This window comes from Cedecea davisae DSM 4568, assembly GCF_000412335.2.
Taxonomy (GTDB): domain Bacteria; phylum Pseudomonadota; class Gammaproteobacteria; order Enterobacterales; family Enterobacteriaceae; genus Cedecea; species Cedecea davisae.
Genome location: NZ_KE161030.1, coordinates 342,033 through 354,721 on the forward strand (window position 1 = coordinate 342,033; position 12,689 = coordinate 354,721).

Genomic DNA, 12,689 nt, shown 5'->3' on the forward strand with positions numbered 1-12,689 from the left:
ATGTCTAACAAAATGACTGGTTTAGTAAAATGGTTCAACGCTGAGAAAGGTTTCGGTTTTATCTCTCCTGCTGACGGCAGCAAAGACGTGTTCGTACACTTCTCTGCAATCCAGAGCGATAACTTCAAGACTCTCGACGAAGGCCAGAAAGTTGAGTTCTCTATCGAGAACGGCGCTAAAGGCCCAGCTGCTGCTAACGTTGTTGCGCTGTAATCCAGCCTGACGTTTCAGTAGTTAAAAAACCCGCTTAGGCGGGTTTTTTTGTGCCCGCAGTTTATAGATGTCCTATAGCTTTTCGCGATTTATCCTCAATGTTGTGTGCTAAATTGTGATTTTGGTTAACCAATTATTCTTCTCTGATTGACAGCCTGGCTAAATTAGCCGAATTTGTTCGTCATAGAGTGGATGAATCATGGTGCTCAGTCGCGAGATTGGGTGGTCAACCAATTAAAAGCTATCGAGGATGCTACATGAAACAAACCTGGCGTTGGTATGGTCCGAACGATCCGGTAACGCTGGCCGATGTGCGCCAGGCCGGTGCCACAGGCGTTGTCACCGCACTGCATCACATTCCAAACGGCGAAGTCTGGCCGGTGGACGAGATCCTCAAGCGTAAAGCGATGATTGAGACGGCTGGGCTGGAGTGGTCGGTGGTTGAAAGCGTGCCAATCCACGAAGAGATCAAAACCCACAGCGGGCAGTACGACCTGTGGATTGAAAACTACCGCCAGAGCCTGCGCAACCTGGCGCAGTGCGGCATATATACCGTGTGCTACAACTTTATGCCGGTGCTGGACTGGACGCGAACCGACCTCGAATATCAGCTGCCGGACGGCTCCAAAGCGCTGCGCTTTGACCAAATCGAATTTGCCGCCTTTGAGCTGCACATCCTGCAACGCAAAGGTGCGCAGGCGGACTACAGCGCCGAAGAAATTGAGCAGGCGAACCGGCGTTTTGCCGAAATGAGCGATGAAGAAAAAGCCCGTCTGACGCGCAACATCATTGCTGGCCTGCCCGGAGCGGAAGAAGGCTACACGCTGGATCAGTTCCGCGCCCGGCTTGATACCTACAAAGATATCGACAAAACAAAGCTGCGCGAGAACTTCGCTTACTTCCTGCGCGGTATTATTCCTGTTGCCGAACAAGTGGGGCTTCGCATGGCGGTGCACCCGGACGATCCTCCGCGCCCAATTCTCGGCCTGCCGCGCATTGTTTCTACCGTGGAAGATATGCAGTGGATGGTCGAGGCGGTTAGCAGCGAGGCGAACGGTTTCACTATGTGTACCGGCTCTTACGGCGTGCGCGCCGACAACGATCTGGTCGGGATGATTAAACGCTTCGGCCCGCGCATCTACTTCACCCATTTACGCTCCACGCTGCGGGAAGATAACCCGAAGACCTTCCATGAGGCGGCTCATCTGTATGGCGATGTGGATATGTATGAAGTGGTGAAGGCTATCGCAGAAGAAGAGCAGCGCCGCAAGGCTGCCGGGCGGGAAGACCTGATCCCCATGCGCCCGGATCACGGCCACCAGATGCTCGACGATCTGAAAAAGAAAGTGAATCCGGGTTATTCGGCGATTGGCCGCCTGAAAGGGCTGGCGGAGGTTCGTGGGGTTGAGCTGGCTATCCAGCGGGCCTTCTTCCCGAAATAAAGCCTGCACACGTTCACCGGGGCAAGGGAATGGGTCAACCAATTATGCTATAGTCTGGCGCATTCCCGGCCTGTTGTGAGCAATGATGAAACCTCAAACCCACGAAAAATCCGCCGTCCCGCCGCAGCGCCCTTACCAGGAAGTGGGCGTGATGCTGCGCGAGATGATAGCCGGGCAGCAGTATGCCCTGGGCGACAGGCTGCCGCCGGAGCGGGAGATTGCCTCTTTACTGGCGGTTAGCCGCACCGTAGTGCGTGAAGCGCTGATCATGCTGGAAATCGAGGGGCTAATTGAAGTCCGGCGCGGTGCGGGTATTTTTGTTATTGCTATGCCCCGCCAGGCGATTGCCGGAGAGACGGTTTCCGCCACGCAGTGCAACGATGCCGGGCCGTTTGAGCTATTGCAGGCTCGCCAACTGCTGGAGAGCAATATCGCCGAGTTCGCCGCGCAGCAGGCCACCCGCGAAGACATCATGAAAATGCGCCGTGCTTTGCAGGTTGAAGAGCAGGAGCTGGCGTCGGAAGAGGGGGAAAGCGGCGACAGGCAGTTTCACCTGGCGATTGCCGAGGCGACCCATAACAGCATGCTGGTGGAGCTGTTCAGGCAATCCTGGCAGTGGCGCGAGAACAACCCGATGTGGGTTCAGCTGCACAGCCATCTGGAAAATAATCACTATCGCAGCGAGTGGCTTAGCGACCATAAGCTTATCCTGGCTGCGCTTATCAAAAAAGACGCCAAAGCCGCCAAACATGCCATGTGGCAGCATCTGGAAAATGTAAAAAACCGGCTGCTGGCACTGTCCGACGTCGATGATATTAATTTCGACGGCTATCTGTTCGAGTCCTGGCCGCTAAACGAAACGGAACGTTAAGCGCCCGTGAGGCCAGCCGATGAGCTGGCCTTTTTTAGATCTGCTGTTGCAACAGTTCGCCGCTATTTTGCAAGTCCTGCTGCGGGTTACGGCCAATCAGCACGTATTCAAAACCTTTCTCGCGCCACCAGACCAGGTTCAGGCCTCTGCGTACCTCATGTTTCAGCCCGCCCGATCCGGCGGTTTTAGCCCGCGAAATACAAAGCGCCATCGGCCCATAGCTGGCATGCAGCCAGGCGATTTGCGCGATGGATGTGCTGTCATAACGCAACATGCGCACGCTTTTTAGCTCGGCTTCCGGTAGCTGGATTTCGTCCTGAGCAAGCGTCAGCCCGATGTCCTGCTGCATTCGGTTTAGCCCCTGCTGTAGCGCCTGCGGAGTGACGTTGATATCCGCCAGCGTTTCGGCGCTGTACAGCGACATGTACTGGGCTATCAGGTCACGGATTTCCGGCTCACCGCTAAGCTCTTTCTCCTCAGGATGAATAAAGCGCCCGGCCAGCACGCCTACGGCAAGGAAGCTGAGCGAGGCGGCAATCAGGCTGCGGCGGCTGACCCCTTCAGGCTGCGGTTTTACCTTCACCGGCTGGTGAAGCAATATCTGGAGTTTGGCCTGCATTTTTTCCAGCGGCGCATCCTGTAGCAGCGGGGCAAAAGCCTGCTCCCACGGCTGGTTGCTTTGCATCAGCTGTTCCACGCGAGCGGCAAGCCCGGCGTCTTCGTTCAACTGTTGGTCAAAGGTGCTGCGCTCTGCTTCGTTCATCTCGCCGTCCAGCCAGGCAACGATGGCCTCATCGCTCCACGGAGCGGAGAAGGATTGACGTGTCATTTAAGCTCCTTCTTCATCGTCGGCATCAGCTGTTTTGCCAGCGTCAGGCGCGCGGCGGCCAGGCGGCTCATCACGGTGCCGATGGGAATAGCCAGCGTGTTGGCGGCTTCCTGATAACTAAAACCTTCTACATAAACCAAAAATACCGTGTTGCGCTGCGCTTCGGGAAGCTCGCTGACCTGCTGTAGCAGGGCGTGATACTGGTGGCGATCCTCGGTGCTTTCCACGTCGGCCAGGGCGCTGAGTTCGTCGCCGTCGACAAAGCCCTGGCCCTGGCGAACGCGCAGGGCGCGGATTTCGTTGATCCAGATAGAGTACAAAATCGCAAACAGCCAGCGGTCGATTCGGGTGCCGGACTGAAACTGGTCGCCGCGCTCAAGGGCGCGCACGCAGGTAGACTGAACCAAATCCTCAGCCACATCGCGATTGCGGGACAGCACCATGCCGTAGCGCCAGAGGCGGGCAAGATGCAGTCCCAGCTGTAAACGAACTTCGTTGACGGTGATTTTTATGCCCTCAAGCTTATGACTCCGGGTGCCCGTCAATGGCGGCTTTCAAATCGCGATACTCCTCGCAGCCGGTTCCGCAGAGCGTTTTAATCGTCGCCAGCTGGGCTTTAGCCAGGTCCGGGCGACCTTTGATTACCCACGCCTCGCCGAGGTATTCACGCACTTTGGCGTAATGCGGATCGAGGGCGATGGAACGCTGATAATAGCCGATCCCTTCGTCAGTTCGCCCCAATTTACGCGTGGCATAGCCGCGGTAGTTCCAGGCTTCGCGAGTATTGGGCTGCTGCAAAGTATCCAGCAGGTTTAACGCCTCCTGATAGCGGCCAGATTTTGCCAAATGGTAAGCATATTGAGTTTTGTCCTGGTCATCGATCATGCTGCTCTTCTCGACCAGACAGGTTTTGGTTTTACTGTCGTAAACCTGGCCTTTTGGGCAGTCCGGCGTTTTGGAATCGTCATCGCCCATTGCGCTGGCGGCGGCGGAGTAAAGCAGGCCGCTGGCGACCAGGCACAGCAAAGGCAGCAGGTTAGCGGTTGAATGCGTTTTCATGATGTTGTCCTGTGGGTTAGCGAGAGTGGCCTTTGCAGGCGGGGAGCATGCGGCGTAGCGTGCCGTCACGTAGAACATAGTGGTGAAGCAGCGCGGCGGCGGCGTGTGCGCCGGCCAGAATAACCAGCGCCCACGCCACGTTGTTGTGCAGCATGCCGAAGGTACGGCGCAGCATCGGGTCAATGTTAAACAGGTCGGGAATTTCAATGATGTTGAAGAACCAGAACGGCTCTCCCTGCGCCCAGCGAAACAGAAAGCCGAGCGTGGCCTGAGCTATCAGCAGCAGATACAGCACGCCGTGGGTGACGTGGGCGGCGATGCGAAATGCTTCCGGCATCGGCACTTTCTCCATCTTTCTTGATGGCGAGAACGCGGCGCTAATGCGCCAGCCCAGCCTTGCCAGGATGATGGCGCTCAGCAGAATGCCAAAAGAGATATGCAGGGACTGTAATCCTTTGCGCAGCGGCGTTCCGCGCTCGAGGGCTTCCCAGATATGGGCGCTGGCGAACAGGAAAATAACGCATCCGGCGGTTAACCAGTGCAGGGTGATGCTCAAGGCGTCGTAGCGTTTACGCCCGGCTCGGGCTTCAGGGGGCTGGTGGCTCATGATTATTTGTTCCTCAGGTTCTGGTAAGGAGTAAACAATCGGGCGGGGGAGTTTATTCGGAGGCATTTGAAAAAAATTAAGGAGCCGGGTGGCTCCTTACATAATCGGTATGCAAAGCGTGCTTACAGCGCCTTTTGCCATACGGACTGCGGCAGCAGATAGACGGCTTTTTCTGCCTGCTGGCCGTCGGTCACGATGTGTTTGATGCCGCTCGCCATCACCGCCAGGGTCACGTCAAATGCGTTGAGGCTGTCGCCGAATCCGGCGGTCAGGTTCAGCATCGAGCCGTTCGCCATCAGGTACAGCGTTTTGCCGTTCAGCTGATAGGCGTTGATAAACGGCATCACTTCTTCGTTCGGGAATTGTTGCAGGTAGCCGCAGTCGATCTCTTCGGCAACGTGGCCGACGTTGAGGATGAATACGCCGTCTTTTGCCTTATCCAGCACCGCAGCGCTAACCACTTTCTTCGCGCCTGTAGCGGTTGCCACTACGTCAGTTGTGGAAATAACATCTTGAATATCAACTACGTGCCAGCCATCGTAAGCGGCCTGCAGGCGGCGAGCCGGATCGAGTTCTGCCACCATGACCTGGCCACCGTAGGCTTTGGCAGCCGCGGCAACGCCCTGGCCCACCAGGCCATAACCGATAACCAGAACGCGTTTTTCATGCAGCGTCAGGTGAGTGGTCTGGAAGAAGGTTTGCCATGCGGTGAGGCCAACCATGTGGCGGTTGTGCAGGCCTTCTTTAACCGGGAGATCGTCCCAGTTGAAGATTGGGTAGCCCGGGCGCAGGTCGGCAAGGCGGTTAACCCCGGAGCCGGTGGCTTCCAGGCAGGCCACAACATCGCCAAATTCGCCGCGCTGGTGCAGCAAAGTGGTGATGTCGGCACCCATTTCGCAAAGATGCGTCGGGCGCCAGGCGATGGCTTTTTCCCAGGAATCGCGCCAGTCGGCATCGCTCATATTACGCCACGCGCTGGCTTCGGCTCCGGCGGCGACCAGATAAGCCACCACGTCATCCTGCACGGTGGTTGGGTTGCAGGTGGTGAGGAATATTTTGGCGTTTTTCTTCAGCAGGCCTTCCACCAGAGGGATCATCTTCAGGTCGAGATGCATATTGCAGGCGAGGCGGACGTGGCTTAAGTCAGGCAGCGCTTCAACCTGCTTCAGGGTGCGAACCATATGGCGACGGGACCACTCAATCTCTTTGATAAACATCTCGTTCTGGGCGTTCACGGAGGTTCCTTATTAATTGTTTTTAATGATTTTTATAGAATATATCATCACGATATCGGGCATGAGGATAGCAAAATGCAGGCGGCTTGTTAACCGGATGCGCGGGCGAGAGTGGTGTGACTTCTGGTTACCAAAGTTTTGTTTTATTGGCTGATTTATTCTCTATATTAATGTTTCTTTCCCCCAGTTGAACGTGAGAAAAATGATTAAAAAAGCGCTAGTCGTATTACTTGGTTCCGCGTTACTTGCCCCGATGATAGCCAGTGCGGACAGCACGATTGTGTTCTTACGTCACGGAGAAAAGCCGGACAACAACAGCGGGCAACTGACCTGTAAAGGGCTAAACCGCGCGCTGCAATTGCCTTCGGTATTACTTAGCCAGTACGGTAAACCTGACGCGATTTATGCCTCTGCGCCGAAAGAGAATAAAACCGGTAGCTCCCTGCGCCCGCTGACGACAATTACGCCGACCGCCATTCGACTTTCACAGGCTATCGACCTGCATTACCACGCCGAGCAAACGGATGGCCTGGTTGATGCTCTGCTGAAAAGTCAGGGCAGCAATCACCTGACGTTTGTCTCCTGGGAGCATAAAAATCTGGTCGTGGCGGCGCAGAAGCTGGTGAAAAAAACCGGCGGCGATCCGGCGGTGGTGCCTAAGTGGCCGGGTTCTGATTTTGACTCGCTCTACATCATCAAGCTGGATGATCAACAGCGTTTCAAGTCTTTTACTCGCGGAGCGGAAGGCTTGAATAACGTGCCGGACAGCTGCGCGGCCGCAAGCTGACTGGAAAAGAAAAACCCGTCTGAGCAGACGGGTTTTTTATGTGTTTAACCGAAGATTACCACCACACTTCAGCCTGAACGCCCGCCATAAACTCGTTTTTGCTGTTCTCGTTGAAGCGGAACTGCGACAGCTCGTTATCCAGGATATTCAGATAGGTGCCGTAGAAACGAATTTCAGGACGCGAGCCGAGCAGGCTCGGACCGACTTTTAGAGCATGGTACAGCGTAGTTTTGTAGCCGGACTCTTTCAGGTTCACGCCCTGCTCGGTTTTGTTTTTCTGGGCAAACCAGCTCAGCTCGAGGCCGGTCTGGTTCCAGGTATCCCAGATCCATGCCGGGCGGATAACCGCGCGAATGCTGTTGAAGTCGCTGTGGGCACCGCTTTCATAGCTGTAGACATCTTCCCCGTGGGAGTAAACCAGCGCGTTTGCCATGATGATACGGTCGGCAAGGTAGGTTTCGCCCTGGGAAATCAGTCGCCATGCCACGCCGTCGGTCTGGTCGCCATAGTAGTATCGGCCCGGTGCCATTGAGTTGCTGGCACCCGAGAAGTTGGCGAAGCTGCTGGCGTAGGAGTTATTGGCAACCTGCAACGTAAACTCGTTAAAGGTATCGCGCGGCAGATCCTGGCGTACGATGGCCGTTGCCATCCAGGTGTCCTTCAGCTTGAAGAACGAGCCATTATCTTCATTGGTTTTCTGGTCGTCGGTTTTGTTGGCGAAGGCGTATTTACCCATCAACGACAGCGAACCGTTCTCCCACAGCGGGATGTTGCGGTAGCGCAAATCAACCGAGTTGGTGTTCATTTGCGTAGTATGGCTAAAGTCGCGGGAGTAAACGTCGACGTCGTTACGGCTGACGGAGGCGTCAAGCTGGCCCACGCCAAGGTTCCAGTTCTGGATCCCCACGGCGGCGGCAACCTGCGTGGTCAATGACTTCCAGTCGAGCATCTGGATTTCGTATTCCGGCAACTTGTGTTTACCCACCCAGAAGTCGGCTTCCGGCGCAAACGGCAGGAAACCCCGCGTGGTCAGGAAGATATCGCTGAACTGCATGATATTTTCATTGCCGTTGTTGTCGCCGAACCAGGCATCGTTGTACTGCTCGCCCACGTTACCGTCATAGGTGACGATGGCGTTGGCGGTTTTGCCGTCCTGATTATAGACGCGCTGGTTGAGCGTTAAGTCGAACCAGCCGCTCATTTCGTTACCAAAACGACCCAGAGACCCGGCGGCATAGGTTTGCGCCGAACCACGGTTCCCGGCGGCCCAGCCGGAACGGAAATAGCCTTCGTAGCTGAAGCCGATATCGTCTTTAATAAATTTACTGATGTCTTTCAGCGTCACGCTTTCAACGCTGGTTTTACCGTCTTTTTTATTGGCGACGGCAATTCTCTGGTCGCCTTTAACCGGCGTTGGCGCAGGCTTAGTGCCAAAATGATTATTTTCATTTTCGATGTTATCTGCAACCGGAGAATATACCGTAGGGTTAACATTCGCCGTGCTGGATTGATTATTGCTGCCTGCGGTTTGTAGCTGAACAACCTTGTCTTTATAAACAGCTAACTCTTTCTGTGTTTTATTTAGTTCGGATTTGTTTTCTGATAATTGTCTTTCCAGCAGCTCCAGACGTTGCTCAACCGTTAATTTTGCCGCTACTGCGCTGGTTGAGGATAACGCTAACAGGATAGCTGAAGACAATAGACTGACCTTCAATAAATTTGAATTCATAGAATACCCCAGAAGTATAATTATTATTTGCCTCCGACATTAATTGCCGGAGGCAGGTGAAAATTAAATCGCTATCATCGGTGTACTTTCTATTGCGCCGCCTGAACTGCATTTACCTTATTAGCGGCAATAACGAACGGTAAATAAATTAAAGTGGAGATGGCCAGGCACAGCAGCCCTACAATTAGCGCAAGCCAGTTTCCTCCGGTACCAAAGAAGGCTATCAGCGGCCCCGGTGTGGTCCACGGCACCGCGTAGGCAATTGGCGGAATAATCTCCATGCTGACAAAGAAATAACCTACCAGCGAGTTGACGAATGGCACGGTGATAAAAGGAATAATCAGGATAGGGTTCAGCACCACCGGCAGGCCAAAAATAACCGGCTCGTTGATGTTAAACAGGCCGGGAACAAAGGCCATTTTTGCCATATCGCGATAGTCGGCGCGGCGTGAGGCAATAAATATTGCCAGCAGCAGGCCAAGCGTCATCCCGGAGCCGCCGTAGTTGGCGAAGGCGTCGTTGATGCCGCCCCAGGTTATCGGGTAAGGCGCACCCCAGGTTGTACCGTTGGAGGCCGCAAATGAGAGGTTCTCGAGGTTGGCTTCGGAGAAGATAGTCTCGCGGATAGCGGCCACGGTGTTCGGCCCGTGAATACCCAGAACCCAAAGGAAGTTAGCCACTACGCCCAGTACCAGCACCGCAACAATGTTGGTGCCCATGTTTTTCAGCGGCGCCTGGATAAGGGTATAAATCAGTTCGTTCAGGCCGTTAGGTGAGATTTTAGTCAGGCAGTAATTCAGCACCGAGAAGAAAATCATCACGAAGAAAATAGGGATCAGCACCTTGAAAGAGCGGGCAACCGCAGGTGGAACGGCCGCTGGCATAGTAATGGTGATTTTCGGATTACGCGCCAGGCGGCAGAAAATTTCGCCGGTAATAAGCGCCACGATGATAGCGACGAACAGCCCCTGCGGACCGAGATACTGGGTCGTCAGGTAAGCCGAGCCGTCTATCATCTGGTAAGGCGTGTAGACCACGAAGAACGCGCCGATTGCCGTCAGGCCGCACAGCAGGTCGTCCTGCTGGTAGCTAATGGCGATATTACGCGCCACCAGGAAGGCAATCATTATCGACATGATATTGACCGAACCGTTCATCACCGGCGAGAAGATCTTCTGCGCTTCGGCTAAATTCGGGAATAACGTGCCTAAATGCAAAAGCGAGGCAATAAAGCCATCCGGAGACAAAATAGCAAAGTTGATCAGCACGATCAGAGAACTGGCCATGACAATCGGGAATGACAATATAAAAGCATCGCGGATGGCCGAGATGTGTATCTGAGAGTTTAATTTAATCGCAATAGGAACAAGAAGTTTTTCCATACCGCGTTCAAAGGCATTCATTATACTCATGATGAGCCCTTTATCATAAGAGAGATATTGAACAATTATTTGAATTTATCGACGAAATACGAGATGGAACTCGAGAGAAGTGACGATAAATTCAATGAATTATTTATGTTATACGCGGCGCTAATTAATGACTGGCCAAAAGATTTAATGCGGTATCTAAAACGGATTTTCCATCCATTTGCCCATAGTGTTTCATGTCAATAACTGAAACAGGGATTTTACCCTGAGCAACATCCTCTATTTCACTTTTCTGGAAGCGAACCTGCGGGCCAAGCAAAACAACATCGGCTCCATTTTTCTTGATTATTTCTTTGGCTTCTGAGATTGCCAGTGCGTTGATATTTACCTCAATATTTCCCGCCTCGGCGTGTTCTTTCATTCTTTTAACCAGCATGCTGGTGGACATCCCTGCGGCGCAAACCAATAAAATATTCTTCATTTTTACCCTTAACTCTTTGTTGGTAATCAGACAGCGGCTAACTTAATGAATATCAATTTCTTCATCTGCCATTTCGATCACAGTTAGTAACCACAGAGTGGTGCAATAAATAAGATAAAAATGAACATGTGTTGAATTTCAAATGCGATTAAGATAGTAATTAATTGTTTTTTAATGAAATAGGGAGGTTCAAAAGTGGTTTACAAAGATGTTGTTAACTTACTAAAAAGCAGGATCAGCAGCCCGACCTACAATATCGGCGACAGCCTCCCGCCGGAAAAAGAGCTTGCTGAGTTCTACAATGTCTCGCGCAATACGCTGCGTAAAGCGTTGCGGGTGCTGGAAGATGAGGCCCTGATTGAGCGCAGGCACGGGTCCGGCACCTATGTGCGAAACAAACATTTCCAGGCCTCGGTGACCCACCTGGACAGCTTTACGGAAATCGCTAAAAGCGAAGGGAAAAAACCTTCAAGCCAGGTGCTGAGGTTTGAGCTACAGCAGGCCTCCGAAGAGATAGCCAGCCGCCTGCAGCTGGCGATTGGCGAACCGGTTTACTACGCTAAGCGGCTGCGCCACATCGACAACGTGCCGATGCAGGTGGAGGAGACCTGGCTGTCGGTTAACCGCTTCCCTGACCTGACGGTGAACCATATGAAACGATCGAAATTTTCCTACATTGAAGATGAGTGCGGCGTTAAAATTCACGGCTGCTACGAGTCATTTCAGCCGCTTTTACCGCCGAGCGACATCGCCAAATTGCTGCACATCAGCGTACGTGATCCGATTATTCGCATGGAAACTCAATCAGTTGATGAAAGTCACGGCCCGATTGACTATTCGATTCTCTATACCAACGTGTTTGAGTTTCAGGTGAAATATTTTCTGCCGCGCAAAGTGGGTTAACGTCCGGGGGCCCGTATTCGCAATGGCTGTCACAGTTCTGTTCGAAAAAGAGGTTCATTACTCAGCTAATAAATGAACCTATTCTGTAAGCGCTGTTAAAAGCATGGTTAACTATCTGTAAATAATGCATTTTAACAGGTTCATAAGTTGTTCATTTTGTAATTTCTCCACGCTTGCCGGATAGGCTTTCGATTGATTAAGCTTTTCTCCATTGCAGGCGGGGAATATGCCGCTGCGGGTATATCCGGGAGAAATTAACGTATGAAAATTGCCGCGTTTGATATCGGTGGCACAGCGCTGAAAATGGGCATTATCACCTCGCAGGGTGAGATGCTGGAAAAAGACAAAGAGACAATCAACGACAGCGACGGCGAACAAATCCTGCGGGCCATGCTGAACTGGATTGCCGCACATCCCGAATGTGAAGGGATTGCGATTAGCGCACCGGGCTACGTTAATCCCCACACCGGTTTCATCGAAATGGGCGGTGCGATTCGCCGCTTCGACAACTTCGCCATCAAAGCCTGGCTTGAAGAGCAAACCCAACTTCCTGTTGCCATTGAAAACGACGCCAACTGCGTGCTGCTGGCCGAACGCTGGCAGGGCAAAGCGAGTGAAATGAGCAACTTCCTGGTGCTGACCATAGGCACCGGCATCGGCGGCGCAATCTTCTGTAATAACCAACTGGTTCATGGCGCACGTTTTCGTGCCGGAGAGTTTGGCTACATGCTGACGGAGCGGCCTGGCCCGCGCGATGTTCGCCGCTACACCATGAACGACAACTGCACGCTGCGTACGCTGCGTAAACACTATGCCGACTATGCCGGCCGCCCCCTCGAAGAGGTCAGCGGCGAAGAGATTTTTGACCGTTTTGACGCAGGCGACGTGGTCTGCCAGCGCCTGGTAACGGAATTCTTTAACGATCTGGGAACCGGCCTCTATAACCTGGTCAATCTGTTCGACCCGCAAAAAATTCTGCTGGGCGGCGGCATCGTCGAGCGCCCCGGTTTCCTGGCCCTGCTGCGCGAGCATCTCGCCTGGTTCACTATTGACGAATACATCGACACCGTCAGCCACGGCAATGACGCCGGATTAATCGGCGCGGTCTACCATTTTAATCAGCACTATCGGTCGCATCCTGCGATCTCTAATTGAGGGAGAGA

The 12,689-nt window shown here is 53.3% G+C and carries 14 protein-coding genes; 6 read left to right on the forward strand and 8 right to left on the reverse strand.

The window, feature by feature from the left end:
* The 3 genes from cspE to uxuR all read left to right on the forward strand — a co-directional run bounded on the left by cspE (position 1) and on the right by uxuR (position 2,526).
* Complete coding sequence (cspE, locus tag HMPREF0201_RS01675) at positions 1–213, forward strand: transcription antiterminator/RNA stability regulator CspE (protein WP_039897868.1); 213 nt, start codon at positions 1–3, stop codon at positions 211–213.
* Positions 214–470: 257 nt separating this feature from the next.
* A complete protein-coding gene (gene uxuA / locus HMPREF0201_RS01680; RefSeq protein ID WP_016534712.1) occupies positions 471–1,655 on the forward strand; it encodes a mannonate dehydratase in 1,185 nt (394 codons plus the stop codon).
* Between the two features lie 82 nt (positions 1,656–1,737).
* Complete coding sequence (uxuR, locus tag HMPREF0201_RS01685) at positions 1,738–2,526, forward strand: Uxu operon transcriptional regulator (protein ID WP_016534713.1); 789 nt, start codon at positions 1,738–1,740, stop codon at positions 2,524–2,526.
* Between the two features lie 34 nt (positions 2,527–2,560).
* On the opposite strand, the gene HMPREF0201_RS01690 is transcribed toward uxuR, so the two are convergent.
* From HMPREF0201_RS01690 to HMPREF0201_RS01710, 5 genes are all read right to left on the reverse strand, one after another.
* A complete protein-coding gene (locus tag HMPREF0201_RS01690) occupies positions 2,561–3,355 on the reverse strand; it encodes an anti-sigma factor family protein (RefSeq protein WP_016534714.1) in 795 nt (264 codons plus the stop codon).
* The gene (locus tag HMPREF0201_RS01695) at positions 3,352–3,900 is read right to left on the reverse strand and encodes an RNA polymerase sigma factor (RefSeq protein ID WP_016534715.1); all 549 of its coding nucleotides are present in this window, start codon (positions 3,898–3,900) and stop codon (positions 3,352–3,354) included. Before HMPREF0201_RS01695 ends, HMPREF0201_RS01690 begins: the two co-directional genes overlap by 4 nt.
* Positions 3,878–4,414, reverse strand: coding sequence for a tetratricopeptide repeat protein (locus HMPREF0201_RS01700; protein ID WP_016534716.1), 537 nt, complete (start codon positions 4,412–4,414; stop codon positions 3,878–3,880). The genes HMPREF0201_RS01695 and HMPREF0201_RS01700 overlap by 23 nt, the downstream gene beginning before the upstream one ends.
* Positions 4,415–4,430: 16 nt before the next feature.
* Positions 4,431–5,021, reverse strand: a complete 591-nt coding sequence (locus HMPREF0201_RS01705; protein ID WP_039897869.1) for a cytochrome b — start codon at positions 5,019–5,021, stop codon at positions 4,431–4,433.
* A gap of 122 nt (positions 5,022–5,143) precedes the next feature.
* The gene (locus HMPREF0201_RS01710) at positions 5,144–6,238 is read right to left on the reverse strand and encodes an adenosylhomocysteinase (RefSeq protein ID WP_055696382.1); all 1,095 of its coding nucleotides are present in this window, start codon (positions 6,236–6,238) and stop codon (positions 5,144–5,146) included.
* A 220-nt stretch (positions 6,239–6,458) separates the two neighbouring features.
* Between HMPREF0201_RS01710 and HMPREF0201_RS01715 the strand changes: the two genes are divergently transcribed.
* Positions 6,459–7,043 carry a histidine phosphatase family protein gene (locus tag HMPREF0201_RS01715; RefSeq protein WP_016534719.1) on the forward strand — a complete coding sequence of 195 codons (585 nt, stop codon included), beginning with the start codon at positions 6,459–6,461 and terminating at the stop codon, positions 7,041–7,043.
* Positions 7,044–7,098: 55 nt separating this feature from the next.
* Here HMPREF0201_RS01715 and HMPREF0201_RS01720 read toward each other — a convergent pair whose 3' ends face one another.
* The 3 genes from HMPREF0201_RS01720 to HMPREF0201_RS01730 all read right to left on the reverse strand — a co-directional run bounded on the left by HMPREF0201_RS01720 (position 7,099) and on the right by HMPREF0201_RS01730 (position 10,623).
* Positions 7,099–8,772, reverse strand: a complete 1,674-nt coding sequence (locus HMPREF0201_RS01720; RefSeq protein WP_016534720.1) for a carbohydrate porin — start codon at positions 8,770–8,772, stop codon at positions 7,099–7,101.
* An 89-nt stretch (positions 8,773–8,861) separates the two neighbouring features.
* Positions 8,862–10,184 (reverse strand): PTS sugar transporter subunit IIC, encoded by a 1,323-nt coding sequence (locus tag HMPREF0201_RS01725; protein ID WP_016534721.1) that lies wholly within the window; start codon positions 10,182–10,184, stop codon positions 8,862–8,864.
* 124 nt (positions 10,185–10,308) lie between these two features.
* Positions 10,309–10,623, reverse strand: coding sequence for a PTS sugar transporter subunit IIB (locus HMPREF0201_RS01730; protein WP_016534722.1), 315 nt, complete (start codon positions 10,621–10,623; stop codon positions 10,309–10,311).
* A 195-nt stretch (positions 10,624–10,818) separates the two neighbouring features.
* Here HMPREF0201_RS01730 and HMPREF0201_RS01735 point away from each other — a divergent pair, with 195 nt between their 5' ends.
* The gene (locus HMPREF0201_RS01735) at positions 10,819–11,526 is read left to right on the forward strand and encodes a GntR family transcriptional regulator (protein WP_016534723.1); all 708 of its coding nucleotides are present in this window, start codon (positions 10,819–10,821) and stop codon (positions 11,524–11,526) included.
* 261 nt (positions 11,527–11,787) lie between these two features.
* A complete protein-coding gene (bglK, locus tag HMPREF0201_RS01740; protein WP_016534724.1) occupies positions 11,788–12,681 on the forward strand; it encodes a beta-glucoside kinase BglK in 894 nt (297 codons plus the stop codon).
* Positions 12,682–12,689 lie beyond the last annotated feature (8 nt).

Excerpts from the sequence above, each read along its gene's own strand:
- HMPREF0201_RS01725 (WP_016534721.1), bottom strand. The coding sequence starts at position 10,184 with ATGAGTATAATGAATGCCTTTGAACGCGGTATGGAAAAACTTCTTGTT.
- HMPREF0201_RS01710 (WP_055696382.1), bottom strand. The coding sequence starts at position 6,238 with ATGTTTATCAAAGAGATTGAGTGGTCCCGTCGCCATATGGTTCGCACC.
- HMPREF0201_RS01690 (WP_016534714.1), bottom strand. The coding sequence starts at position 3,355 with ATGACACGTCAATCCTTCTCCGCTCCGTGGAGCGATGAGGCCATCGTT.
- HMPREF0201_RS01720 (WP_016534720.1), bottom strand. The coding sequence starts at position 8,772 with ATGAATTCAAATTTATTGAAGGTCAGTCTATTGTCTTCAGCTATCCTG.
- bglK (WP_016534724.1), top strand. The coding sequence starts at position 11,788 with ATGAAAATTGCCGCGTTTGATATCGGTGGCACAGCGCTGAAAATGGGC.
- HMPREF0201_RS01715 (WP_016534719.1), top strand. The coding sequence starts at position 6,459 with ATGATTAAAAAAGCGCTAGTCGTATTACTTGGTTCCGCGTTACTTGCC.
- cspE (WP_039897868.1), top strand. The coding sequence starts at position 1 with ATGTCTAACAAAATGACTGGTTTAGTAAAATGGTTCAACGCTGAGAAA.
- uxuR (WP_016534713.1), top strand. The coding sequence starts at position 1,738 with ATGATGAAACCTCAAACCCACGAAAAATCCGCCGTCCCGCCGCAGCGC.
- uxuA (WP_016534712.1), top strand. The coding sequence starts at position 471 with ATGAAACAAACCTGGCGTTGGTATGGTCCGAACGATCCGGTAACGCTG.
- HMPREF0201_RS01700 (WP_016534716.1), bottom strand. The coding sequence starts at position 4,414 with ATGAAAACGCATTCAACCGCTAACCTGCTGCCTTTGCTGTGCCTGGTC.
- HMPREF0201_RS01730 (WP_016534722.1), bottom strand. The coding sequence starts at position 10,623 with ATGAAGAATATTTTATTGGTTTGCGCCGCAGGGATGTCCACCAGCATG.
- HMPREF0201_RS01705 (WP_039897869.1), bottom strand. The coding sequence starts at position 5,021 with ATGAGCCACCAGCCCCCTGAAGCCCGAGCCGGGCGTAAACGCTACGAC.